Consider the following 23,345-nt stretch of genomic DNA (forward strand, 5'->3'; position numbering starts at 1 on the left):
GATCCGATCCGCGGTGATCTCCTCACCCGATGCGGTGACCACGGTCTTCTCATCGACGAAGCGGATGTGTTCGGGGATGACGGTGTTGTTCGGCTGGCGGTCGCCCGATCGGTACTCCCGACCGCCGGCTTCGATCGCGTCGACGCGGGAGAAGATGCGCTCCTGCAGACCCGGCCAGTCGACGCCGTCGAAACTGGCCTCGACGTCGTAGCGGCGGGCGTGTGCGGCCTCCTCGGCGACGGTGGCCGGGTAGACGAACATCTTCGTCGGAATGCACCCGACGTTGAGGCACGTGCCCCCGAAATGCCATTCCTCGGCGATCGCGGTCTTCAGCCCCGCGAACCTCTTGTCGAGGAACATGTTCCCCGACCCCGTGCCGATGAGCAGCAGATCGTAGTGCGTCATAGTTCGTCCTCGCAGAAGATGGTGTCGATGCCGAGCGCCCGTGCCGCCGTGCAACGCAGCGGGGGCGCCACCGGAGAAACCGGTGACGCCCCCACTGTATTCCCTGCGAGCCGAAATGGTCCGCCGGTCGGGTCAGATCGAGTAGTAGAGCTCGAACTCGGTCGGAGTCGGGCGCAGACGCGCGACGTCGATCTCGTTCTCGCGCTTGATCTTGATCCACGTCTCGATGAGGTCAGGAGTGAAGACGTCACCGGCGGTGAGGAAGTCGTGATCGCGCTCGAGCTCGTCGAGCGCCTCGTCGAGGGAGGCCGGGACGAGCTTGATGTCCTTGGCCTCCTCCGGGGGCAGCTCGTAGAGGTCCTTGTCGATCGGCTCCGGCGGTTCGATGCGGTTGCGGATGCCGTCGAGGCCGGCCATGAGCTGCGCGGAGAACGCGAGGTAGGGGTTGCTCGACGGGTCGGGCACGCGGAACTCGAGGCGCTTGGCCTTCGGGGAGGAGCCGGTCACCGGGATGCGGATGGCTGCCGAGCGGTTGCGGGCCGAGTAGACGAGGTTGACGGGCGCCTCGTAGCCGGGCACGAGGCGACGGTAGGAGTTGATCGTCGGGTTCGTGAACGCGAGGACGGCGCCGGCGTGCTCGATGAGGCCGCCGATGTACCAGCGGGCGAGGTCGGAGAGTCCGGCGTAGCCGTTCTCGTCGTAGAACAGCGGTTCGCCGTTCTTCCACAGCGACTGGTGGCAGTGCATGCCCGAACCGTTGTCGCCGAAGAGGGGCTTGGGCATGAAGGTGACCGTCTTGCCGTACTCGTCGGCGGTGTTCTTGACGACGTACTTGAAGTCGAGGAGCTGGTCGGCGGCGTGCTGGAGGGTGTTGAACTTGTAGTTGATCTCCTGCTGCCCGGCCGTGCCGACCTCGTGGTGGGCGCGCTCCATCTCGAAGCCGATCTCCTCGAGCGTCATCGACATCTCATCGCGGATGTCGGCGAACTTGTCCTGCGGGGAGACGGGGAAGTAGCCGCCCTTGTAGGGCGTCTTGTAGCCGAGGTTGCCGTCGGGTTCCTGTGCGCCGGTGTTCCATGCCGCTTCGATGGAGTTGACCTCGTAGAAGCTGTGCCCGGGGGTGTTCTGGTAGCGGATCGAGTCGAACATGTAGAACTCGGCCTCGGCACCGTAGTAGACGGTGTCGGCGATGCCGGTGCTCTCCAGGTACTTCTCCGCCTTCGCCGCGACCTGGCGGGGATCGCGGGAGTAGGGCTCGTCGGTGAACGGGTCGACGATCGAGTGCGTGACGACGAGGGTCTTCGCCTCCCGGTAGGGGTCGATGAACGCCGAGGCGACATCGGCGAGGAGCTTCATGTCCGATTCGTGGATGCCCTGGAAGCCTGTGATCGAGGACCCGTCGAAGAGGAGACCTTCGGTGATCTCATCCACGCCGTACGAGGCGGCGGGAAGGTTGAAGTGCTGGACGACACCGGGCAGGTCGCAGAAGCGGACATCGACGAAACGCACGTCGTTCTCCGCGATGTAGTTGACGAGTTCTTCAGCAGACGAGAACACTTAGGTCTCCTAGTTAGACGTATGGTCGGTTCTTCGTGACCGAGATCCATCCTAGTTCTTGCTCGGTGAAGCCGTGATGACAGTCATGTTTCGGGGATGTTTCCTGATGATTCACTCAGGGACGACTTCGGTACCCTGGAGGAGTGATCAATCGCGACGACCTCGGGTCCTGGCTGCAGGGACCACAGATCAGCCGAGACGAGGGTGACTGGCCCGGACGCCGACTCGGCCTGCCGGAGACCGGCAGCCATGCGGTGGCCCCCGCGTGGAAGCGCCTGCTCGCCCTCATGGTCGACTGGTTCATGTGCCTGGCGATCGCCGGACTCTTCGCCTCGACCAACCCCTTCCTCGCCCCGGGCATCTTCCTGCTGGAGAACATCCTCCTCGTCTCGACGCTCGGCTATACCGTCGGCCACCGCATCTTCGGGATCGAAGTGCGCCGCCTCGACGGCCGCGTCCCGGGAATCGTGCCCGCCCTCATCCGCTCACTGCTCGTCGTCCTCGTCATTCCCGCGCTCATCTTCGACCGCGACCACCGCGGTCTCCACGACCTCGCGGCGAAGACGGCGATCCTCCGCCGCTGAGCCGGCAGCCGGCGCCGACGACAGCGGCCCCGTCACCATGGTCTCGGTGACGGGGCCGTATGCGTTGGCGAGGCGGCGCGGCGATCAGCGTCCGCGCATCGCCTTGTGGTTGGGGCGCGCCTTGTTCGGGTCGATGCCCTTGGGGATCGGCGGACGGGTGCCCTGGGTGCCGAGCGCGGAGAGGCGGTTGCGCACGGCGAGCACCTCGGCGCGGTTGAGCTTGCGGGGCAGCTTGTGGACGGTCGAGACGACCTGCTTCATCTGCAGCTGGCCGTCCTCGCTGCCGCCCTGGAGGGTGTGGACGGGGACGTTGGGGAGGATGCGCTCGTGGCGCTTCTTCTCCTTGGCGAGCAGCTTCGCGCTGCGGGCCTTCGGTCCCTCACTGAGCAGCACGACTCCCGAGCGGCCCGTCGAACGGAAGACGAGGTCACGGCTCTTCGGGTCGATGGCGATGGGCTTCTCGTCCATGAGGTAGCCGCGCCGTGCGGTGTTGAGGACCGCGCCGAAGGCGCCGGGCTGGCCCTCCATCTGCGCGAACGCGGCGGTCTCGGCGAAGCGGCCGAGCATGAACATGCCGAGCAGCAGACCGACCATGAGTCCGAGGATCGTCGTGAACACGGCCCCGCCGAAGACGAGTCCGGCAAGCAGACCGAGGAGCGTGAAGCCCACGACAGCGGCGGCCAGCAGCCACGGGGTCGCCTTGTTGTGCTTCGCGGCGAGGTCGTAGACCTGCCGCATCTGCGCCAGACGGCCCGGCTTCTTGTTCGGATCCTTCGGCTTGCGACGGAACAGTCCCTTGCGCGGTTCTTCGCTCATTCTCTCACTTGCTCTTGACGGGCCGACGGGTCCCGAGGACAGGCCCGCGGAACCACTCATTGCTCAGCAGACAAGTCTACCTCTTCGCCTGCGCCGAACATATCCACAACGGCCTGCGCCTCCTGCTTGGCCGGGGTGTGCTTGTCGAGATGCGCGAGGTGGGCGGGGATCTCCTCGCCGCGGTGGCGCATCGCCGTGGCCCAGAGGCGACCGGCGCGGTACGACGAGCGCACGAGCGGACCGGACATGACTCCGAGGAAGCCGATCTCCTCGGCGGCGTCGCGGAGCATGACGAAGTCGGCGGGCTTGACCCAGCGGGTGACGGGATGGTGGCGCGGCGACGGGCGCAGGTACTGGGTGATCGTGATGAGGTCGCACCCGGCGTCGTGGAGGTCCTGAAGCGCGGAGATGATCTCGTCGTTCGTCTCGCCCATGCCGAGGATGAGGTTCGACTTCGTGATGAGGCCGGCCTCGCGGGCCTGGGTGATCACCGACAGGGAGCGCTCGTAGCGGAAAGCCGGACGGATGCGCTTGAAGATGCGCGGCACCGTCTCGACATTGTGGGCGAGCACCTCCGGCCGGGAGGAGAACACCTCGGCGAGCTGGTCGGGCTTCGCGTTGAAGTCGGGGATGAGGAGCTCGACCCCGGTGCCGCGGCCGTCGACGTAGTCGAGATCGTGGATCTGGCGGACCGTCTCCGCGTAGAGCCACGCACCGCCGTCGGGCAGGTCATCGCGGGCCACACCGGTGATCGTCGAGTAGCGCAGGCCCATCTCGCCCACCGAGGCGGCGACGCGGCGCGGCTCATCGGCGTCGAAATCGGCGGGACGGCCGGTATCGATCTGACAGAAGTCGCAGCGGCGGGTGCACTGCTCGCCGCCGATGAGGAAGGTCGCTTCGCGATCCTCCCAGCATTCGAAGATGTTCGGGCAGCCGGCCTCCTCGCACACGGTGTGGAGGTCCTGTTTGCGCACGAGGGACTTCAGGGAGGTGTACTCCGGGCCGATGTGGGCCTTTGCCTTGATCCAGGCTGGCTTCTCCTCGATCGGCGTTTCCGAGTTCCGTGCCTCGACACGGAGCATGCGGCGGCCTTCGGGTGCGATCGTCACGTCGGTTCTCCTAAGCGGTGATGGTCTCGTGCAGGATCTCGTCGAGCCGGGGAGCGACCTCTTCGGGGGTCACTGTCCGGCCGAGTTCGGCACTGATGGTGGTCGTGTCGGCATCGGTGATGCCGCAGGCGATGATCGATTCGTAGGCACCGAGGTCGTTGCTGCAGTTGAGAGCGAGACCGTGCATCGTCACGCCGTCGTGGATGCGGATGCCGATCGCCCCGATCTTGCGGTCACGCCGGGTGCCGTCGCCGAGGATCCACACTCCCGCGCGGCCCTCGACCGTCGTGGCATCGATGCCGTACTCGCTGAGCAGGCGGATCATCGAATCCTCGAGCTGGGCGACGAAGAGGCGGACCTCTTTGGGATCGTTGAGCCGGTAGATGAAGTAGGCGACGAGCTGACCCGGGCCGTGCCAGGTGATCTTGCCGCCGCGGTCGACGTCGATGACCTCGGTGCCATCGGTCGGTCGTTCGTGGTCCTCCGTGCGTTTGCCGGCAGTGTAGACCGGGGGGTGTTCGAGGAGCAGGATCGTCGACTCCCTGTTCCCGGCGAGCACGTCTTCGTGATACTTCTTCTGCAGGTCCCACGTGGTGCGATAGTCCGAGAAGACCGGCGCGAAACCCAGAATCTCTGTGGCCAGTGGCATGCGTCCAGACTATGCCCGTTGACCGGGCTGTTCAATTCATCTCCGCATGACCCTCGACACGTTCTCCACCGCCTCGCTATTGACTTATCACAGCGCATCATCCATCATCAAATGACATCGAACACCAATGACAGTCATTGACGGGGATGACGAACTATGACATGGCACTTCGAAGCGACGATCGCCGACGACATCCATCGCGTCGGCGACGACACGGGGGAGACCCGCTGGGGCGTCGTCGCCGGAGAGCAGACCCGCAAGCCTGGCACGGCTGACCCGTCCGCCTCCGATCCGGCCGACGATGCCGGAGTGCTCGGAACGGCCGAGGTCATCCTCCCGACCGGGGAGGCGAGGCTCCTCCTCGTCCCGGCCCTGCCCGGCGGCCTCGTCATCGACGTCGTCCGCGCCTTCCACGGTCTCACGGAGGGCGAAGCCCACACCCTGTTGCGCGGCATGTTCGCCGAACTCGCCGAGGTCGACGCTGCGACCGAACGGCTCAGTCTCGCGTGCTTCGGTCTCGACGCCGCTGGCCGTCCGCAGGTCATCCCCGGCGTGCGCCGCGCTTTGGAGACTCCGGTGAGGCGCGCGGTGGGGGAGCTGCTCTATCACGCCCTCCACGGGGTGCCGTGGACCGACAGTCTGCTGCCCGTCGGGGTCGCGCTCGAGTCGTGCAGCGCCGACGTGCAGGCCCTCGTCACCGATCTCCTCGACGAGTCGAGTCCGGCAGCGGGGGCGTCGCTGCCGGCCGTCATCGCCGAGGTGACCCCGCGGCTCGGTCGCCTCGGCACTCCGGCTGTGCTTCCGCTCGTTCCGGCCTCCCGTGATCTCGATCCCGCGCTGGCCCTGACGGCCCGTCTGCGGGCGACCACGTCCCCGGCGGTCAAGGACCGCGCCCTGTCCGATTCGGTGGGGGCCGACTCCGGGTCGTCGCGGCGGGGGCTGTCGACGGTGGCCGCTCTCCGCTCGAGCGGCCGCTCACGCTTCGGGCGCCGAAGCGAAGCCACCCCGGACCGCGGTGACGCGCCGGTGTTCCGACGTCGTCCGGACGAACGCGGCACAGGCGATCGCGGCACGGGTGGTCGCCGATCCGGCAGTCGCGGCACCGGGCGGGCTCGGGAACGCGCCACCGCCTCGGCGGTTGCCCGTCTCAGCGCTGTCGTGACCTCGTCGTGGGCCAAGCGTGCCGCGCTCGGGGCGGCGATGGTCGTCGTTCTCCTCGGCGGTCTGCTCATGGTCCGCGCGTGGTCGACCGGCGATGAGACGTCCCCTTCGCCGGTCGCCGCCGACGACGGTGCGGCGGAGAGTGCGGACGCGGACGCGGGCGGGCTCAGCGACACGGCCGTCGCCGAGCGCCTCGGCGAACTCTGCGCCGAACGCGCACGCGTGCTCGAAGCCGGAGACGAGGAGGGTCTGGCCGGGCTGACGGTGCCCGGGTCGACGGCGGCGGCCGCCGATGAGCTCATCGACCTCGCCGCGTATTCCGGTGGGACGTACACGATCACCGTGACCGATGTCGTCGTCGAGTCGCAGTCGCCTGCGGAGATCGTCGTCGCCGCGACGATGACGACGACAGCGGAGAGCGGGGGCGACCAGGAGGCGTTCGACGCGAAGGACGTCGTCGTCACGCTCGGTCGGCATGCCGGGCAATGGCTCATCGCCGAGGTTGCCGAGGCGTGAATGCCGCAGGGGGCCGGTCGATGACCGGCCCCCTGCGGGCTGCTGAGATCGCGGTGACTCAGAGGTCGAGGTCGGCCTCGAAGTTGCCGTCCTCGAGACGCGCCTTGATCGTCTGCAGGAAGCGTCCCGCATCCGCACCGTCGACCAGCTGGTGGTTGTAGGTGAGCGGAAGGTAGACCATGTCGCGGATCGCGATCGACTCCTCGCCGTCAGCGGTCTTGACGACGATCGGGCGACGCACGATCGCACCGGTGCCGATGATGCCCATCTGCGGCTGGTTGATGATCGGCGTGTCGAAGAGCGCACCCACGGAGCCGATGTTCGTCACCGTGAAGGTGCCGCCCGACAGCTCGTCCGGCATGATCTTGTTGTTGCGGGTGCGATCGGCGACATCGTCGATGGCCTTGGCGAGGCCCGCGATGCTGAGATCCCCGGCGTCCTTGACGACCGGCACGAGCAGACCACGCGGAGTGTCGACCGCGACCGCGAGGTTCTCGTGGTCGAAGTACGTGATCTGCTGGGTCTCGAGATCGTACTGCGCGTTGACCTTCGGGTGCTGCTTGAGCGCCTCGACGATCGCCTTCGCGAAGAACGGCAGGTAGGTGAGCTTGACGCCGTGTTTGTCAAGGAACGCGTCCTTGTTCGCCTTGCGCAGCTTCGCCACCCGCGTCATGTCGACCTCGATGACCTGCGTGAGCTGAGCCGAGACCTCGAGCGATTCGCTCATCCGCTTCGCAATGGTCTGGCGGATGCGCGAGGCCTTCTCGGTGGTGCCGCGCAGCTTCGCAGCCTCCTCCGGGATCTCGAGCGTGAACGGCTTCTTCGCCTCGCCGGAGGCAGCCGGTGCCGAGGCCGACGATCCTGCGGCAGGACGGTTCGCCGCTGCGGCGATGACGTCCTGCTTGCGGATGCGGCCGCCGACTCCGGTGCCGGTGACGGTCGAGAGATCGACGCCCTCGTCCTTGGCGAGACGACGCACGAGCGGCGTGACGTACGCAGAGTTCTCTCCGACGGTGTCAGCCGCCGCCGACTCGGACTTCGCCGGAGCCGACTCCGACTTCGCCGGAGCGGACTGTGCGGCGGCAGCCGACTGCGCTGCCGGAGCGGAGGCGGAGCTCGTCTCCTGCTTCGGAGCCTCCTCCTTGGGAGCCTCCTGCTTGGGAGCTTCCTGCTGAGGTGCCTCTTCCTTCGGAGCCTCCTGCTGGGGAGCCTCTTCCTTCGGAGCCTCCTCCTGCTTCGGCTCCTCGGCGGCGGGCTGCGACTCCGCCGGAGCTCCCGAACCGATGCGTGCGAGCGGAGCGCCGACCTCGACGGTCTCGTCCTCCTCGGCGAGGTGCGCCTGGACGACACCGGCGACGGGGGAGGGAACCTCGGTGTCGACCTTGTCGGTCGAGACCTCGAGGAGCGGTTCGTCGACCTCGACCTCTTCGCCGACTTCCTTGAGCCAACGGGTCACAGTGCCCTCGGTGACGGATTCGCCGAGCGCCGGCATCGTCACCTCGGTGCCCTCACCGGACGACGACTGGGAGTCAGCGGCGGGTGCGGACTCTGCGGACTTCTCGGACTCGGAGGATTCTGCGGACGAGGAGGTGTCCTCGGCCGGAGCCTCGTCCTCGGCCTTCTCCTCGGCGGGAGCCGACTCTTCGGCCGCCACGCTCGCCGGCTCCTCCTCAGGAGCCACCTCGGCGGATCCGGAATCGCTGCCGTCGCCGATGTACGCGAGATCGCCGCCGACCTCGACGACATCGTCTTCGTCGGCGAGGATCTTCTCGAGCACGCCGGCGAACGGGCTCGGAATCTCCGTATCGACCTTGTCGGTCGAGACCTCGAGCAGGGGCTCGTCGACCTCGACGGTGTCGCCGACGGACTTCAGCCACCGGGTGACTGTACCTTCGGTCACCGACTCACCGAGAGCCGGCATCTGAACGGAATTCGACATGTCTTTCGTCTCCTCGGATCTTATGAGTGGAAGTGCAGGGGCTTGCCGGCGGCGGCCAGGTGAGCCTCGCCGATCGCCTCATTCTGCGTCGGGTGCGCATGGATGAGCTGTGCGACTTCCTCAGGGAAAGCCTCCCAGTTGACGATGAGCTGCGCTTCGCCCGCCTGCTCACTGAGACGCGCGCCGATGCCGTGGATGCCGACGACCGGGCCGTCCTTCTCCCGGATGACCTTGATGAAGCCGGTCGTGTTGAGGATGACCGACTTGCCGTTGCCGCCGAGGTTGTACTCGAGCGTCTCGACGTTGTCCGCACCGTACTTCTCCTCGGCCTGCTTCGCCGAGAGTCCGACGGAGAAGATCTCCGGTTCGCAGTACGTCACACGCGGGATGCCGCTCTCGACGATCGGTGCCGGGTTGAGGCCGGCGATCTCCTCGGCGACGAAGATGCCCTGGCCGAACCCGCGGTGGGCGAGCTGGAGGCCGGGGACGATGTCGCCGATCGCGTAGATGTTGCCGACTCCGGTGTGGAGGCGCTCGTTCGCGAGGACGAAGCCGCGATCCATCGGAATGCCCTGCTCCTCGAAGCCGAGTCCCTCGGTCACGGGACCGCGTCCGACGGCCACGAGGAGGTACTCGGCCTCGAGCGTCGTGCCGTCCTCGAGCGTCACCTTGACGCCGTCGGCGGTCTCCTCGACGCCCTTGAACATGACGCCGAGTTTGAAGTTGATCTTGCGCTTCTTGAACGCGCGCTCGAGCGCCTTCGAGATCGACTCGTCCTCGTTGGCCACGAGGTGGGGCAGACCCTCGACGATCGTGACGTCGGCACCGTAGGAGTTCCACACGCTCGCGAACTCGACGCCGATGACACCGCCGCCGAGGACGATGACCGACTTCGGCACGGTCGCCAGCTGCAGGGCCTCGGTCGAGGTGATGACCCGGTCGGTGACGTCGAGGCCGATGGTCTTCGACGTCGAACCGGTGGCGAGGATGATGTTCTTGCCCTTGAGGGTGTAGTGCTCATCGTCGCCGGTGACCTCGACGGTGTCCTCGCCGACGAGCTTGCCCTTGCCGATGTAGGTGTCGATGCCGCGGGCCTTGACGAGACCCTGGAGACCCTTGTAGTTGCGGTTGATGACGTTGTTCTTGTAGTCGAGCACCTTGTCGATGTCGATGCCCTTGAACTCCGCCTGCACGCCGAACGTCTCCGAGTCCTTCGCGGCATCGGCGATCTCCGCCGTGTGGAGGAGGGCCTTCGTCGGCACGCAGCCGCGGTGCAGGCACGTCCCGCCAACCTTGTCCTGTTCGATGAGGGCGACCTTCATATCGAGTTCTGCGGCGCGCAGAGCAGCGGCATAGCCGCCGGGTCCGCCGCCGAGGACGACAAGGTCATAGGTCAATGCGTCACTCACGGATTACTCCTCGTAGCTGTGGTCAAGCCTGCCAAGGGCAGCTTTCCCTCTTATCTTTCCACTTTTCTCGCCAGGGGCGAAAGCAAACGGTGTCTGTTGCGCCACAGGTGGGGAGCATCACTCCCGCCGTGGCCCGAACGCAGAGTTCGGCGCCCGGGACACGGCGCGGCGATGCTGGTCAGTCGGCGTCGCGGGCGATCTCGACGAGCGTGCGCACGGCGGCTCCGGTCGCCGCGGCCGGGGTGTAGCCGAAGGCCGAGCCGGTGTTGAAGCTCGGTCCGGCGATGTCGATGTGCGCCCATTCGGCGTCATCGGCGACGAATTCCTGGAGGAAGGCGGCGGCGGCGAGCATGCCGCCGGCCCGCGGGCCGGAGTTCTTGAGATCGGCGGCGGTCGAATCGAATCCGGAGAGCAGCTCTTCGGGGATCGGCATCGGCCAGACGTCCTCACCGGCCACGGCGGCCCGCTCGGCCACCGTCGTGCGAGCCGCGGGCGTGCCCATGACTCCGGAGGTGCGGTTGCCGAGGGCGACGATCTGCGCGCCGGTCAGGGTGGCGACGTCGATGAGGAGGTCGGGGTTCTCCGCCCCGGCGTCAGTGAGCGCGTCGGCGAGGACGAGGCGACCCTCGGCGTCGGTGTTCGTCACCTCGACGGTCTTGCCGCTGCGCATGGTGAGCACGTCCGAGGGACGCTGCGCCGAGGAGCCGGGCATGTTCTCCGCCAGCGGCAGCCAGGCGGTGGCGCGGACGGGCAGTCCGAGGTCGGCGATCGCGAAGACCGCCTCGACGACCGCAGCGGCTCCGGCCATATCGGACTTCATGTCCTCCATGCTCGCGGCAGGCTTGAGGGAGAGACCGCCGGAGTCGAAGGTGATGCCCTTGCCGACGAAGCTGATGTGACGGCGGGCCTTCTTCGGGCTGTACTCGACCTTGACGAGGCGCGGTCCCCGGGTCGACCCCTGACCGACGCCGATGAGGCCGCCGTAGCCGCCGGCGGCGAGTTCCTTCTCACCGAGGACGGTGACCTTGACCTTGCGGGACTTCGCCTGGTCCTTGACGAGCTGGGCGAAGGACTCCGGGTAGAGGTCGAGCGGGGGCGTGTTGACGAGATCGCGGGCGGCGTTCGTCGCCGCAGCGATGATCGTGCCGGCCTCGTGAGCCGCTGCGTTCGTCTTGCCCTTCGGGCCGAGCACCGTGACGGGGCCGGGCACGCGGTCGTCGTCGCCCGAGCGGTAGGTCGTGAAGCGGTAGGCGCCCAGGGCGGCGCCGACGGTGACGGCTTCGACGGCGGCCGGGGAGTCGACGGGCAGTGCCACGGCGATCGAGGAGGCGCCCGAGAGTGCGCGCAGTGCGGCACCGGCGGCCCGGCGCAGGACTTCGTTCGCGGCCGCGGCATCGTCGCCGGCGCTCGTGGCATCGAGGTCGCCGAGACCGACGAGGAGGATGCTCTCGGCGGTCACGCCCTTGGGTGCGGGGATGCGCGCGGTGGCTCCGGCCTTCCCGGTGAATTCGATGGCCCGGGCCGCGTCGTCGACGGCGGTGCGCACCGTCTTCGCGGAGTCGAGGCCGTGGACCGAACCGTCGGCCACGCCGAGGACGAGGACGGCTGCACTCACCTTCGTGGGGGTCGTCGAAGCGTAGCTGCTGGGGGTGGTGGCACCGGGCATGGAATCCCTTTCTTCGTCGTTGAGCGTTGTCTCGATCCTAGTCGCAAAACCCGCCGAGGTCGTGTTCGGAGCACGGCGGGCACCGGGCACTGGCCTATTGTTGAGACGTGTACCGACTCATCTTCTCTCTCGTCTTCCGACCGATGGACGCCGAGCGCGCGCACCATCTCTCCTTCTCCGCCCTCCGGATCCTCGACCGGATCCCGCTGCTCGGCAGGCTGCTGCGCCTCGTCTTCGCCCGGGGCACCAGCGCTCCGGTGAACGTCCTCGGCCTCACCTTCCCCAACCGGGTGGGCCTGGCCGCCGGCTTCGACAAGAACGGCGTCGGGATCCGCGCGCTGTCGGCCCTCGGCTTCGGACACATCGAGGTGGGCACGATCACCGCGCACGCCCAGCCGGGCAATGACCGGCCGCGGCTCTTCCGACTCCTGCGCAACCGTGCGCTGCTCAACCGGATGGGGTTCAACAACGACGGGGCCCGGCAGGCGTCGTTCAACATCACCGCCCAGCGGCGCGCGCTCAACGCACTGCCCGCCCGGCAGCGTCCGATCATCGGAGTCAACATCGGCAAGACGAAGGTCGTGCCCGCCGCTGACGCGGTCGCCGACTACGTCGCCTCGACGCGGGAGCTCGCACCGCTCGCCGACTACCTCGTCATCAACGTCAGCTCCCCGAACACCCCCGGTCTGCGCGACCTCCAGTCGGTGGCGAGTCTCGAACCGATCATCACCGCTGTCAGGGACGCCGCCGCCGAGGTGGTCGCGGCACCCCGGTCGACCCTCGGTCACGTCCCGCTGCTCGTCAAGATCGCCCCGGACCTCTCCGACGAGGATGTCGTCGACATCTGCGACCTCGCGGTGCGCACCGGCGCCGACGGCCTCATCGTGACGAACACGACGATCGATCGCGCTGTGCTCACCGGCCCCGAGGCCGAGTTCGCCCGGTCCCAGGCCGGCGGCATCTCCGGGCGCCCCCTGGCTCCGCGCTCCCTCGAGGTGCTCCGGCTCGTGGCCGCCACCGTGAGCGGGGAGCTGACGATCATCTCCGTCGGCGGCATCGGCGACGGAAACGACGTCGGCGCCCGCGTGGCAGCGGGCGCCGATCTCGTTCAGATCTATTCGGAGATGATCTACTCGGGCCCGTTCTGGCCCGGCCGGATCATCCGCTCCGGCGGGCGGACCCGCCTGCTCACTCGGGGTACTGGCGGCGCTTGACCTGCGGCTTGGGCATGCGCAGCGGCCGCAGCTGGACGCTGCGCATGACCGCGTAGAACGGCAGGCCGCGCTCGACCGTGCCGAACTTCGCCCGTAGGCGTCCCTTGAGGATGTAGTTGAGGATGAAGCCGTCGAGGATGACGAGCGCGAGCAGACCCCACACCGCGTACGTGAAGTACTGCTGGATCGCCACGGGCTGGGTGAAGGCGACGACGAGGATGAGGATCGCGGCGGGGATGAAGAGCTCCCCGATCGAGAAGCGGGCGTCGACGAAATCGCGGACGTAGCGGCGCTGCGGGCCCCGGTCACGGCGGGTGAGGTACTTCTCCTCACCGTTCATCATGCCGATGCGCGCACGGTCGCGCTCTTTGCGCTGCTGCTCCTTGGCCCGCTGGTTCGCCACCTTGCGATCCTTCGAGACCAGCGGCTGGCGCCGCATCGATTCCTGCTGGCTGCGTTTGGGGGTGGGACGTCCCTTCTTCGCTTCCGCATCACGAGGGCTGGCCTCGCCTGCGGTGAGGTCGTCGTCTGGCGTCGTGGAGGAGTCGTTGTCCTCGTGAGTCTTTTTGCTTCCGAACACCCTTTCAATACTACCGTTGGACCATGACCGAATCGACTTCCGCGCTTGACGGCGCCTCCCTGCACACCCGCGTCGACGAGATCTTCGACGACGTCCTCGACTCCCTCACCGATCTCGTGGCGATCCCGTCCGTGGCCTGGCCGAGCTTCGATCCTGCCGCGGTCACGGCCAGCGCCGAGGCGGTCGCCGCCCTCGCCCGCGACCTCGGCCTCGACGTCGAGATCCTCACCGCCGACACCGCGGACGGCACACCCGGCTATCCCGCCGTCGTCGCCTCGGCGCCGGGGCCTGCGGGGGCACCCACGGTGCTCCTCTACGCCCACCACGACGTCCAGCCGCCCGGCCGCGACGAGGCCTGGGACACCGAGCCGTTCGTCGCCACGCGGAAGGGGGACCGTCTCTTCGGTCGCGGCGCCGCCGACGACAAGGCCGGGATCATGGTCCACCTCACGGCTCTGCGGCTGCTCGCCGACCGCCTCGGCGTCGGGGTGCGCCTCTTCATCGAAGGGGAGGAGGAGGCGGGCAGCCCGAGCTTCCGGAACTTCCTCGAACGCTACCGGGACAAACTCGCCGCTGACGTCATCGTCGTCGCCGACTCGAGCAACTGGGCTGCCGGCACCCCGGCCCTGACGACGAGCCTGCGCGGGATGTGCGCCCTCGAATTCGAGGTCTCCACGCTCGATCACGCTGTGCATTCGGGCATGTACGGGGGAGTGGTGCCCGATGCGATGCTCGCGATGACGAAGGTGCTCGCGAGCCTTCACGACGACGACGGCGCGGTCGCGGTGGCCGCACTCGCCGCGGTGCCCGAATCCCCGATCGACTACGCCGAGGCCACGGTCCGCGAGGACTCCGGTGTCCTGCCCGGAACCGCGCTCATCGGCACCGGGAGCCTGGCCTCGCGGATGTGGACGCAGCCGTCGATCACCGTCATCGGCCTCGACATCCCCGACGTCGACGTCTCCTCGAACACGCTGCAGCCGAGCCTGCGGGCGAAGCTGTCCATCCGACTCGCCCCCGGGGACACCCCTGAGAGCGCGATCGCGGCGGTGACGAAGCACCTCGAGGACAATCTTCCCTTCGGCGCGACCCTGAGCATCGGGGCGACCGAGGGCGGCAGCCCTTGGCAGGCCGACCTCGACGATCCCGCTGTCCGGGTCGCCCGGGCCGCTCTCACCGAGGCGTGGGGGACGGAATCGCTGACGATGGGCATCGGCGGATCGATCCCCTTCATCGCCGACCTCCTCGAGGTCTTCCCGCAGGCCTCGATCCTCGTCACCGGGGTCGAGGATCCCGACGCCCGAGCGCACAGCGCCAACGAGTCCCTCTATCTGCCCGACTTCAAGGCCGCGATCGTCGCCGAGGCGCTTCTCCTCGACGCCCTCGGACGTCAGGGTCGTCGCGCTGGCGACGCCGCGCCGGGCACGTCAGCGCAGGCGTGAGCGCAGAGGATTTCGGCGCGCGGGGAATAGGTCCCGGATGATCCGCGTTGAACGCGGTGTAGCCTTGGGCCCAAGACCACATAAGGAGCAGCAATGACAGCGACGAACGAAGCCACCGCCACGCACGAGGTCGAGCTCTCGGGCGAGGCCGCGGACAAGGTCCGCAGCCTCCTCCAGCAGGAGGGCCGCGACGACCTGCGCCTGCGTGTGGCAGTGCAGCCCGGCGGCTGCTCGGGACTCATCTACCAGCTCTACTTCGACGAGCGCTTCCTCGACGGCGATGCCGTGCGCGACTTCGACGGCGTCGAGGTCATCGTCGACCGGATGAGCGTTCCCTACCTCAACGGGTCGACCATCGACTTCTCCGACACCATCGAGAAGCAGGGCTTCACGATCGACAACCCCAATGCGGTCGGATCGTGCGCATGCGGCGACTCGTTCCACTGAGTCTTTCCGTCTAGCGCCCGCTGACACACAGCGAAATGGACCTGGAGGATCTGCGCGCCGTAACTTCGACGGCGTCGGAACCCCAGGTCCTTTCCGCATATCGGGCCGGTCTCTTCCCGATGGGCATCGGACGCGGCGGCACCGGACGCATGGGCTGGTGGGCGCCGCGCCGCCGCGGGGTGCTCCTGCCCGGGGACCTGCGGGTGAGCAAGAGCCTGCGGAAGTCGATGCGCGCCTTCGACTTCACCGTCGACACAGCCTTCGACGACGTCATCCGGGCGTGCGCCGACCCCTCCCGCGCCGGTGCTTGGATCACCCGGGAGATCCTCGACCTCTACACCTCCCTGCACGCCCACGGCTGGGCGCATTCGGTCGAGGTGTGGAAGGACGGACGCCTCGCAGGCGGACTCTACGGCGTGGCGATCGGCTCCCTCTTCGCCGGCGAGTCGATGTTCCACCGTGAGACCGACGCCTCGAAGGCCGCCCTCGCCCACCTCGTCGGCCTCCTCGACGACCCCTCCGGCGGTGTCACCTCGGCGGATGAGGGGGAGTGGCTCATCGACACACAGTGGCAGACACCACATCTGGCCACCCTCGGCGTGTCGGAGATCAGCGGTCTCAAGTACGCCGCGCGGCTTGAATCCGCGCTCCGGGGCAATCGCGCTCAGCTAATTCTCAACAAATGAACATCTGCATGTGAATTTCTACCGTGTGTAGCGGTAGTCTGTTAGATGACAAAGTACGAGTTCGTCTTTCGGCCTGCCGAAGGGCGAAGATGGTTGTGAAAGGCTGCACGTGGATTCTCCGAATCAGTCAGGACCGCGACGGTCCTGGGCGAAGCGGCTCGGCATTCTGGGCGCCCTGGCTCTGCCGGCGCTCCTTAGCGGATGCACGAAAGAGCAGATTGCCAACGGATTCTTCCCACTCGAATCGAAGGGTGCGACCAACCACACGGAGGCCTACACCGCCCTGTGGAACGGAGCGTGGATCGCTTCGATGATCGTCGGCCTCATCGTCTGGGGCCTCATCCTGTGGGCGATCGTGGCCTACCGCCGCCGCAAGAACGATCGCGGTCTGCCGGTGCAGATGCGCTACAGCATGCCGATCGAGATCCTGTTCACGGTGACGCCCGTCATCCTCGTGCTCGGATTCTTCTTCCAGAACGTCCAGGTGATGGCCAAGACCACCGACGACCGGACGCCCGGCGCGCAGGTCATCGAGGTCGCCGCCAAGCAGTGGGCATGGGACTTCAACTACGTCAATCAGGACGTCTACTACGCGGGCACGCAGGTCAACCTCGACGGCACCGAGAAGCCGGGTGAGAAGGCTCCGACCCTCTACCTGCCCGTCAACACCGACCTCGAGATCAAGCTGCACTCGCGTGACGTCATCCACTCCTTCTGGGTCCCCGCCTTCCTCGAGAAGCGCGACATGATCCCCGGCCACGATCAGAGCCTGTTCCTGCGTGCCGAGAAGGAAGGCGAGTACGTCGGCAAGTGCGCTGAACTCTGCGGTGAGTACCACTCGGAGATGCTCTTCAACGTCAAGGTCGTCTCCAAGGCCGAATTCGACGCGTACACGAAGTCGTTGGCAGACGAGGGCAACACCGGTCAGCTCGGGCCCGAATACGATCGCAACTGGTACCCGAAAGAAGGTGCAGAAGAATGACCGCCATGACAGATCAGGCGGCTCTTGACGCTCCGGTGGTTCCCCGGAGCAAGGGCAAGATCATCGTCGACTGGATCACGTCGACGGATCACAAGACCATCGGGTACATGTACCTGATCGGCTCGTTCTTCTTCTTCTGCGTCGGCGGCGTGATGGCTCTGATCATCCGCCTCGAGCTCTTCGAGCCCGGCATGCAGATCGTCGAGACGAAGGAACAGTACAACCAGCTGTTCACGATGCACGGCACGCTCATGCTGCTGATGTTCGCGACACCGCTGTTCGCCGGCTTCGCCAACGTCATCATGCCGTTGCAGATCGGCGCTCCCGACGTCGCGTTCCCCCGACTCAACGCCTTCGCGTTCTGGCTCTACCTCTTCGGCAGCCTCATCGCCCTCTCCGGCTTCCTCACCCCGCAGGGTGCGGCAGCATTCGGCTGGACGGCGTATGCGCCATTGAGCAATACGACATTCACACCAGGCGCGGGCGGCAATCTCTGGGTCCTCGGCCTCGCGCTGCAGGGCTTCGGCACGATCCTCGGTTCGGTCAACTTCATCACCACGATCATCACGATGCGCGCTCCGGGCATGACGATGTTCCGCATGCCGATCTTCAGCTGGAACGTCCTCATCACCGGCATCCTCGTGCTCATGGCCTTCCAGCCGCTGGCCGCGGCCCTGCTCGTGCTCGCCTCCGACCGCATACTCGGGTCCCATGTGTTCAGTCCGGGCAACGGCGGACCCATACTCTGGCAGCACCTGTTCTGGTTCTTCGGACATCCAGAGGTCTACGTCATCGCTCTGCCGTTCTTCGGCATCATCACGGAGATCATCCCTGTCTTCAGCCGCAAGCCCGTCTTCGGCTACAAGGAGCTCGTGTTCGCGACGATCTCGATCGCGGCCCTGTCCGTGACCGTGTGGGCGCACCACATGTACGTCACCGGCGTGGTGGCGTTGCCGTTCTTCGCCTTCATGACGATGCTCATCGCGATTCCCACAGGTGTGAAGTTCTTCAACTGGATCGGCACGATGTGGAGAGGCTCGATCACGTTCGAGACGCCCATGGTCTGGGCGATCGGCTTCCTCGTGACCTTCCTCTTCGGCGGTCTCACGGGTGTCATCCTCGCCAGCCCGGCGCTCGACCAGTCGGTCTCGGACTCGTACTTCGTCGTCGCGCACTTCCACTACGTCGTCTTCGGCACGGTCGTGTTCGGGATGTTCGCCGGATTCTACTTCTGGTGGCCCAAGTGGACGGGCCGGATGCTCAACGAGAAACTCGGCCACATCCACTTCTGGATCCTCTTCATCGGCTTCCACAGCACGTTCCTCGTCCAGCACTGGCTCGGCGTCGACGGCATGCCCCGTCGCTACGCGGACTACCTGCCGCAGGACGGCTTCACCTGGATGAACCAGGTGTCGACGGTCGGCGCGATGCTGCTCGGTCTCTCGATGGTTCCGTTCTTCTGGAACGTGTGGATCACGGCGCGCAATGCGCCGAAGGTCACCGTCGACGACCCGTGGGGCTACGGCGGTTCGCTCGAGTGGGCGACCTCGTGCCCGCCCCCGCGCCACAACTTCACGTCGCTGCCCCGCATCCGTTCGGAGCGCCCGGCATTCGACGTCAACCATCCTGAGCTTCTCGAATACGCCGGACACGGCCACGCAGAACCTCAGCTCACCGGAGGTGCTGCCAAGTGAAGGCTTCGATCAATCTCTTCGTCCTCTGCGGCATCTTCTTCATGATCATGGCCGTCATCTACGGCTTCGTCACCCATTTCGACGAGATGGTGGGCTTCCCGGCCCTCCTCCTCGTGGGCGTCATGTCGATCATGATCGGCGTCTACCTGTGGCTGACCGACCGTCGCGTCGGCCGTCAGCCCCAGGACACCGAGACCGCCGAGATCTCGGATGCGGATGCCGACTATGGCTTCTTCAGCCCGTGGAGCTGGTGGCCGATCGTCTGCGCCGCTGCCGGTGCCGTCTCGTTCTACGGTATCGCCATGGGCTGGTGGATCTTCCCGTTCGGTGCCGTGCTCGGCATCATCGCGCTCGTCGGCATCTCCTACGAACACGATCGCGGCGGATTCGCGCACTGACCACCGCATGAGCGGCCCGCATCGCTGATGCTCCGCTCAGCCGCGAAGGCCCGGACTCGTGAGAGTCCGGGCCTTCGCGCATTCACGCCGCTGACGCTGTGGTGGGGTCGTGCGCCGGCGTGCCTGTTCGATCCGGCGCCGCGGGACATCGGCAGGCCATCCGATGCCGGCCTGGCATCAGCCGACGCTTCTTGCACGCGCTGGAGCGCTTTGTCCGCGCTCAGCGCGCCTCATACCGTCAACGGCTCCCGCCGCTGCTGACAACGCCGCCTGAGCGCCTTCTCCAACCCGTCCAGGGCGGTGAGCATTGCGCTCAGTGCAGTGGTCGATGCAATGGTCACGTGCGGGGTCGCAGATCCAGTAGTCGTCCGAGGCGCGATGGCGCGGTGTTCGGGGGCGCGGCCACCGCCTCGTCGGTTGCACTGCCCTGGCGCGGAGGAGCTCGCACGGATCCGTCCCTGTCGTGACGGACGACCGCCTCGACGACCAGTCGACCGCCTCGACGACCGTACGACCGCACACGCACCTTGGGACCACCTCGACGACCATGGGACCGCCCCGACGACCATGGGACCGCCCCGACGACCATGGGACCGCCCCGACGACCATGGGACCAAACGGGCACCCATCGCTGACTGCGCACCCTTTATTGGAGTGATCGAGAACGCGTCAGTGGAGCACGCGCTGCAGCGATCTGGGCCGCGGGACGGTGACCAGCGGACACAGAGGCCCCCGAACGATTGCACCGTGGAAAGCGACGTCCTCAGCAATACCGTCGGGAGAGCCCCAGACCACTGGATCCTTCGCGTAGGGAGTCCATCACGATCAGGGGGATTGGGACCCAGACCACCGGTTCCTTCGCGTAGGGAGTCCATCGCGAGGAGGGGAGTGGGCGCGCCGGCGGTGTGGCCTCTCGTGGCTGTCGAGCCGTGGGGAGCGTCACGCCGAGGGATCGCGTCGGCCGCACTCCGCGCCGAAACCGCGTCGCTCGTTCAACACTTCGCGCGTTCATCACCGCTCCGGCGACTCACCGACCGCTCATTCAACACTTCGCGTGAATAAGTCGCCTTTGGGGACCGCATTTTCACGCGAACTGTTGATTGAGCGCCCGCCTGGCTGTTCGGCAGCCTGAGTCCCGCCGTGACGGTTCGCGCAGGACAGGGGAGATGAGAGCGGCGGGAGCGCGGACACCGTCGATGAGCCGACCGCCAGGTGCGCCCCTCAGGAGGACGTTCTCGCGGCTGTTCAGCTGGGGGAGCGGGACAGTCGGCGGGTACGCGAGAGGGCCCAGCACATGATGTGCTGGGCCCTCTCGAGTGCGACCGGAGTCAGCGGGTCAGAGTCCGGTGCTCGCCGGAATCCGAACCGTGGCGATCAGTGGCTGATCGACTTCTGATCCGCGCCCTCGACCGCTCCGTGGTCGTGGTGCGAGGCCTCGAGCTCGGTCTTCGTCACCGGTGCCACACGGTCTTCGAAGAAGAACTTCGACAGGCGGGCGCGGAACTTCTCGAGCTTGGTCACCTTGCCCTCGGCGTTCGGCTGCGGCGGGATGTAGTGCGGCGATTCGAACGCGGTGAGCTTCCACAGCTTGTTCGGCGGGAGCGCCTCGTGACGCTCGAGGAACTCGCCGTGGGGGAGGCGGATGATGTTCGCCGTCTCCCGACCGTGCAGAGCGACTTCACGGTCCTTGCGCTGCAGTGCGAGGCACATGCGCTTGGTCACGATGTAGCCGATGACCGGGCCGATGAAGAAGAGCGTGCGGAAGATGTAGATCATGTCGTTGAGCGACATGTGGAAGAACACGGCGATGATGTCACCCGACGCAGCAGCCCACATGTTGCAGTAGAAGATGATGCCTGCGACACCGATCGCGGTGCGTGTGGGGTTGTTGCGCGGACGGTCGAGGATGTGGTGCTCACGGTTGTCCTTGAGGAGCCAGGCCTCGAAGAACGGGTAGACGAACATCGCTGCGAACACGCCGCCCATGACGAGCACGGCGCTGTTGATGTTGAACGAGATCGGCCAACCGGCGATGTAGAACTCGAACCAGCCCGGCACGATGCGGAGGAAGCCGTCGGCCCAGCCGATGTACCAGTCCGGCTGCGTGCCGGCGGAGACGGGGGAGGGGTCGTACGGTCCGTAGTTCCAGATCGGGTTGATCGTGAACAGTGCTGAGATGACGGAGATGAGACCGAAGATGAGGAAGAAGAATCCTCCGCCCTTCGCGGCGAACGTCGGGAGGACGGGTTCGCCGACGACGTTCTTCTCGGTGTGTCCGGCGCCGGGCCACTGCGTGTGCTTGTGGACGACGACGAAGATGAGGTGGATGCCGATGAGCGCGATGAGCAGCGCCGGGACGATCATGATGTGCAGCGAGTACAGTCGCGACACGATGTCGACACCCGGGAACTCGCCGCCGAAGAGGAAGAACGAGATGTAGGTGCCGACGAGCGGCAGCGACTTGAGGATGCCGTCGATGATGCGCAGACCGTTGCCCGAGAGCAGGTCGTCCGGCAGCGAGTAGCCGGTGAAGCCGGCCGCCATCGCGAGGATGAGGAGGAAGACGCCGACGACCCAGTTGAGCTCGCGCGGCTTGCGGAAGGCACCCGTGAAGAAGACACGCAGCATGTGAAGGCTGAGTGCCGCGACGAAGAGCAGAGCGCCCCAGTGGTGCATCTGGCGAATGAAGAGTCCGCCGCGGATCTCGAAGGAGATCGCGAGCGTCGAGTCATAGGCCTCGGAGATCTGGACGCCGCGCAGCGGCACCCAGGGTCCCTCGTAGTGGAGCTCGCCCATGGCGGGCTGGAAGAAGAACGTGAGGAACGTGCCCGAGAGCACGACGATGACGAAGCTGTAGAGGGCGACCTCGCCGAGCATGAAGGACCAGTGCGACGGGAAGATCTTGCGCCCGAACTCGCGGACGAGGACAGAGGCCCCGACGCGCTGTTCGGTGAAGTTCGCCAGCTTCCCGACGGTTGTTGTGGGCTGTGCAGTACTCATGGGTGATTGATCTCCCAGAACGTAGGTCCGACAGGCTCAGGGAAGTCCGACTGCGCGACCAGGTAGCCTTCGCTGTCGACCCGGATGGGCAACTGTGGCAGCGGGCGCTTCGCCGGGCCGAAGATGACCTTGCAGTGCTCGGTCACGTCGAACGTCGACTGGTGGCACGGGCAGAGCAGATGGTGGGTCTGGTGCTCGTAGAGGGCCACCGGGCAGCCGACATGGGTGCAGATCTTCGAGTACGCGACGATGCCGTCGTGCGACCAGTCGGCGCGTGCCGGATCCTCTTTGAGTTCCTTGGGGTCGATGCGCATGAGGAGAACAGCGGCCTTCGCCTTCTCATCGAGCGCATGACCGGCGTTGGACTCGTCGCCGATGCCGGAGGGCAGAACGTGGTAAGCGGAGCCGATCGTGACGTCTTCGGCCTTGATCGGGCGCTCCGAATCGGGGCTGGGAATGCCGCCCGGATCGCGGATGAGTCGCACGCCCTCGCCCCACAGGGTCTTGAACAGGGCGTCGCCGGGCAGCGGCCCGAGGTCGCGGAAGACGAGGATCGCCGGGAGGGGAGCAATCGCCAGTGCTGCGATGAGCGTGTTGCGCAGGAGGGGACGACGGGCGATGCCCGATTCCTCCTTGGCCTGGTGGAGGATCTCGAGCGCGATCGCCTGATCCTCTTCGCTGCCGCTGATGTCATGGCGCTCGTCGATGCCCTCGTGATCGCTCATGAGGTTCTTCGCCCACAGCACCGCGCCGGCACCGAGGGAGAACATCGCGACGGCGGCACCGAGGCCGACCATCATGTTGGCGATGCGGATGCTCTGCATCTCCTCACCCAGGGGGAAGAGGAAGTACGCGACGATGAACCAGATCGTGCCGACCATCGACAGCATGAACCAGAAGGCGACCTGGCGCTCCGCGACCTTCTGGGCGCGGGGGTCGGAGTCGGACAGACGCGGCTTGTGCTCGGGCAGGCCCGGGTTGGTGAACCCGTTCAACTCCTCGAGCTGGCTGCCGCCGCCGGAGTGCTCTTTCGAGGTCATCGAATAATTCCCCGTCTAATCTCGTAATGGAAGGTGGTCAACAACGCTGCG

19 protein-coding genes and 1 pseudogene are annotated in these 23,345 nt (G+C 66.7%); 9 read left to right on the plus strand and 11 right to left on the minus strand.

Translation table 11 applies throughout. The features are described from left to right. Positions 1-405 (minus strand): annotated as a pseudogene (locus FFS20_RS12230) (mycothione reductase); the annotation flags it as partial. A gap of 132 nt (positions 406-537) precedes the next feature. Continuing rightward, positions 538-1,962: a type I glutamate--ammonia ligase gene (gene glnA / locus FFS20_RS12235; RefSeq protein ID WP_137826122.1), complete on the minus strand. Its 1,425-nt coding sequence runs from the start codon at positions 1,960-1,962 to the stop codon at positions 538-540. 143 nt (positions 1,963-2,105) lie between these two features. Here glnA and FFS20_RS12240 point away from each other — a divergent pair, with 143 nt between their 5' ends. Further along, on the plus strand, positions 2,106-2,546 hold the full coding sequence (locus FFS20_RS12240; RefSeq protein WP_137826123.1) for an RDD family protein: 441 nt from the start codon (positions 2,106-2,108) through the stop codon (positions 2,544-2,546). Positions 2,547-2,630: 84 nt separating this feature from the next. On the opposite strand, the gene FFS20_RS12245 is transcribed toward FFS20_RS12240, so the two are convergent. The 3 genes from FFS20_RS12245 to lipB are packed head-to-tail and all read right to left on the minus strand — an operon-like array spanning position 2,631 to position 5,120. Then, a complete protein-coding gene (locus FFS20_RS12245) occupies positions 2,631-3,362 on the minus strand; it encodes a DUF4191 domain-containing protein (protein WP_137826124.1) in 732 nt (243 codons plus the stop codon). A gap of 56 nt (positions 3,363-3,418) precedes the next feature. Next, positions 3,419-4,471 (minus strand): lipoyl synthase, encoded by a 1,053-nt coding sequence (gene lipA, locus FFS20_RS12250; RefSeq protein WP_137826125.1) that lies wholly within the window; start codon positions 4,469-4,471, stop codon positions 3,419-3,421. Between the two features lie 10 nt (positions 4,472-4,481). After that, on the minus strand, positions 4,482-5,120 hold the full coding sequence (gene lipB / locus FFS20_RS12255; RefSeq protein ID WP_137826126.1) for a lipoyl(octanoyl) transferase LipB: 639 nt from the start codon (positions 5,118-5,120) through the stop codon (positions 4,482-4,484). A gap of 156 nt (positions 5,121-5,276) precedes the next feature. On the opposite strand from lipB, the gene FFS20_RS12260 reads away from it, so the two are divergent. Further along, positions 5,277-6,797 (plus strand): hypothetical protein, encoded by a 1,521-nt coding sequence (locus FFS20_RS12260; protein WP_137826127.1) that lies wholly within the window; start codon positions 5,277-5,279, stop codon positions 6,795-6,797. Positions 6,798-6,855: 58 nt separating this feature from the next. Here FFS20_RS12260 and sucB read toward each other — a convergent pair whose 3' ends face one another. From sucB to FFS20_RS12275, 3 genes are all read right to left on the minus strand, one after another. Then, positions 6,856-8,736 carry a 2-oxoglutarate dehydrogenase, E2 component, dihydrolipoamide succinyltransferase gene (gene sucB / locus FFS20_RS12265; protein ID WP_137826128.1) on the minus strand — a complete coding sequence of 627 codons (1,881 nt, stop codon included), beginning with the start codon at positions 8,734-8,736 and terminating at the stop codon, positions 6,856-6,858. Between the two features lie 20 nt (positions 8,737-8,756). After that, positions 8,757-10,145, minus strand: a complete 1,389-nt coding sequence (lpdA, locus tag FFS20_RS12270) for a dihydrolipoyl dehydrogenase (protein ID WP_137826129.1) — start codon at positions 10,143-10,145, stop codon at positions 8,757-8,759. Positions 10,146-10,323: 178 nt separating this feature from the next. Further along, positions 10,324-11,811 (minus strand): leucyl aminopeptidase, encoded by a 1,488-nt coding sequence (locus FFS20_RS12275; RefSeq protein ID WP_137826130.1) that lies wholly within the window; start codon positions 11,809-11,811, stop codon positions 10,324-10,326. 107 nt (positions 11,812-11,918) lie between these two features. Here FFS20_RS12275 and FFS20_RS12280 point away from each other — a divergent pair, with 107 nt between their 5' ends. Further along, a complete protein-coding gene (locus FFS20_RS12280) occupies positions 11,919-13,025 on the plus strand; it encodes a quinone-dependent dihydroorotate dehydrogenase (protein ID WP_137826131.1) in 1,107 nt (368 codons plus the stop codon). On the opposite strand, the gene FFS20_RS12285 is transcribed toward FFS20_RS12280, so the two are convergent. Then, positions 13,000-13,605, minus strand: a complete 606-nt coding sequence (locus tag FFS20_RS12285) for a DUF3043 domain-containing protein (protein ID WP_137826132.1) — start codon at positions 13,603-13,605, stop codon at positions 13,000-13,002. The two genes, FFS20_RS12280 and FFS20_RS12285, sit on opposite strands and share 26 nt — an antisense overlap. Before the next feature lie 23 nt (positions 13,606-13,628). On the opposite strand from FFS20_RS12285, the gene FFS20_RS12290 reads away from it, so the two are divergent. The 6 genes from FFS20_RS12290 to FFS20_RS12315 all read left to right on the plus strand — a co-directional run bounded on the left by FFS20_RS12290 (position 13,629) and on the right by FFS20_RS12315 (position 19,254). Continuing rightward, a complete protein-coding gene (locus FFS20_RS12290) occupies positions 13,629-15,047 on the plus strand; it encodes a M20/M25/M40 family metallo-hydrolase (RefSeq protein ID WP_137826133.1) in 1,419 nt (472 codons plus the stop codon). A gap of 93 nt (positions 15,048-15,140) precedes the next feature. Continuing rightward, positions 15,141-15,494, plus strand: coding sequence for an iron-sulfur cluster assembly accessory protein (locus tag FFS20_RS12295; RefSeq protein ID WP_137826134.1), 354 nt, complete (start codon positions 15,141-15,143; stop codon positions 15,492-15,494). Positions 15,495-15,529: 35 nt separating this feature from the next. Beyond that, positions 15,530-16,180 carry a leucyl/phenylalanyl-tRNA--protein transferase gene (gene aat / locus FFS20_RS12300; protein ID WP_137826135.1) on the plus strand — a complete coding sequence of 217 codons (651 nt, stop codon included), beginning with the start codon at positions 15,530-15,532 and terminating at the stop codon, positions 16,178-16,180. Positions 16,181-16,289: 109 nt separating this feature from the next. Then, complete coding sequence (coxB, locus tag FFS20_RS12305) at positions 16,290-17,162, plus strand: cytochrome c oxidase subunit II (RefSeq protein ID WP_137826136.1); 873 nt, start codon at positions 16,290-16,292, stop codon at positions 17,160-17,162. Then, a complete protein-coding gene (gene ctaD / locus FFS20_RS12310; RefSeq protein WP_137826137.1) occupies positions 17,159-18,856 on the plus strand; it encodes a cytochrome c oxidase subunit I in 1,698 nt (565 codons plus the stop codon). The genes coxB and ctaD overlap by 4 nt, the downstream gene beginning before the upstream one ends. Next, complete coding sequence (locus FFS20_RS12315) at positions 18,853-19,254, plus strand: cytochrome c oxidase subunit 4 (RefSeq protein ID WP_137826138.1); 402 nt, start codon at positions 18,853-18,855, stop codon at positions 19,252-19,254. The genes ctaD and FFS20_RS12315 overlap by 4 nt, the downstream gene beginning before the upstream one ends. A gap of 1,374 nt (positions 19,255-20,628) precedes the next feature. On the opposite strand, the gene FFS20_RS12320 is transcribed toward FFS20_RS12315, so the two are convergent. After that, a complete protein-coding gene (locus tag FFS20_RS12320; protein WP_137826139.1) occupies positions 20,629-22,254 on the minus strand; it encodes a ubiquinol-cytochrome c reductase cytochrome b subunit in 1,626 nt (541 codons plus the stop codon). Beyond that, the gene (locus FFS20_RS12325; RefSeq protein ID WP_137826140.1) at positions 22,251-23,294 is read right to left on the minus strand and encodes a Rieske 2Fe-2S domain-containing protein; all 1,044 of its coding nucleotides are present in this window, start codon (positions 23,292-23,294) and stop codon (positions 22,251-22,253) included. Before FFS20_RS12325 ends, FFS20_RS12320 begins: the two co-directional genes overlap by 4 nt. Positions 23,295-23,345 lie beyond the last annotated feature (51 nt).

This window comes from Brevibacterium sp. 2SA (genome assembly GCF_005502845.1).
Classification (GTDB): domain Bacteria; phylum Actinomycetota; class Actinomycetes; order Actinomycetales; family Brevibacteriaceae; genus Brevibacterium.

Excerpts from the sequence above, each read along its gene's own strand:
- FFS20_RS12245 (WP_137826124.1), bottom strand. The coding sequence starts at position 3,362 with ATGAGCGAAGAACCGCGCAAGGGACTGTTCCGTCGCAAGCCGAAGGAT.
- lipB (WP_137826126.1), bottom strand. The coding sequence starts at position 5,120 with ATGCCACTGGCCACAGAGATTCTGGGTTTCGCGCCGGTCTTCTCGGAC.
- FFS20_RS12260 (WP_137826127.1), top strand. The coding sequence starts at position 5,277 with ATGACATGGCACTTCGAAGCGACGATCGCCGACGACATCCATCGCGTC.
- sucB (WP_137826128.1), bottom strand. The coding sequence starts at position 8,736 with ATGTCGAATTCCGTTCAGATGCCGGCTCTCGGTGAGTCGGTGACCGAA.
- FFS20_RS12275 (WP_137826130.1), bottom strand. The coding sequence starts at position 11,811 with ATGCCCGGTGCCACCACCCCCAGCAGCTACGCTTCGACGACCCCCACG.
- FFS20_RS12290 (WP_137826133.1), top strand. The coding sequence starts at position 13,629 with ATGACCGAATCGACTTCCGCGCTTGACGGCGCCTCCCTGCACACCCGC.
- FFS20_RS12295 (WP_137826134.1), top strand. The coding sequence starts at position 15,141 with ATGACAGCGACGAACGAAGCCACCGCCACGCACGAGGTCGAGCTCTCG.
- aat (WP_137826135.1), top strand. The coding sequence starts at position 15,530 with ATGGACCTGGAGGATCTGCGCGCCGTAACTTCGACGGCGTCGGAACCC.
- ctaD (WP_137826137.1), top strand. The coding sequence starts at position 17,159 with ATGACCGCCATGACAGATCAGGCGGCTCTTGACGCTCCGGTGGTTCCC.
- FFS20_RS12320 (WP_137826139.1), bottom strand. The coding sequence starts at position 22,254 with ATGAGTACTGCACAGCCCACAACAACCGTCGGGAAGCTGGCGAACTTC.
- FFS20_RS12325 (WP_137826140.1), bottom strand. The coding sequence starts at position 23,294 with ATGACCTCGAAAGAGCACTCCGGCGGCGGCAGCCAGCTCGAGGAGTTG.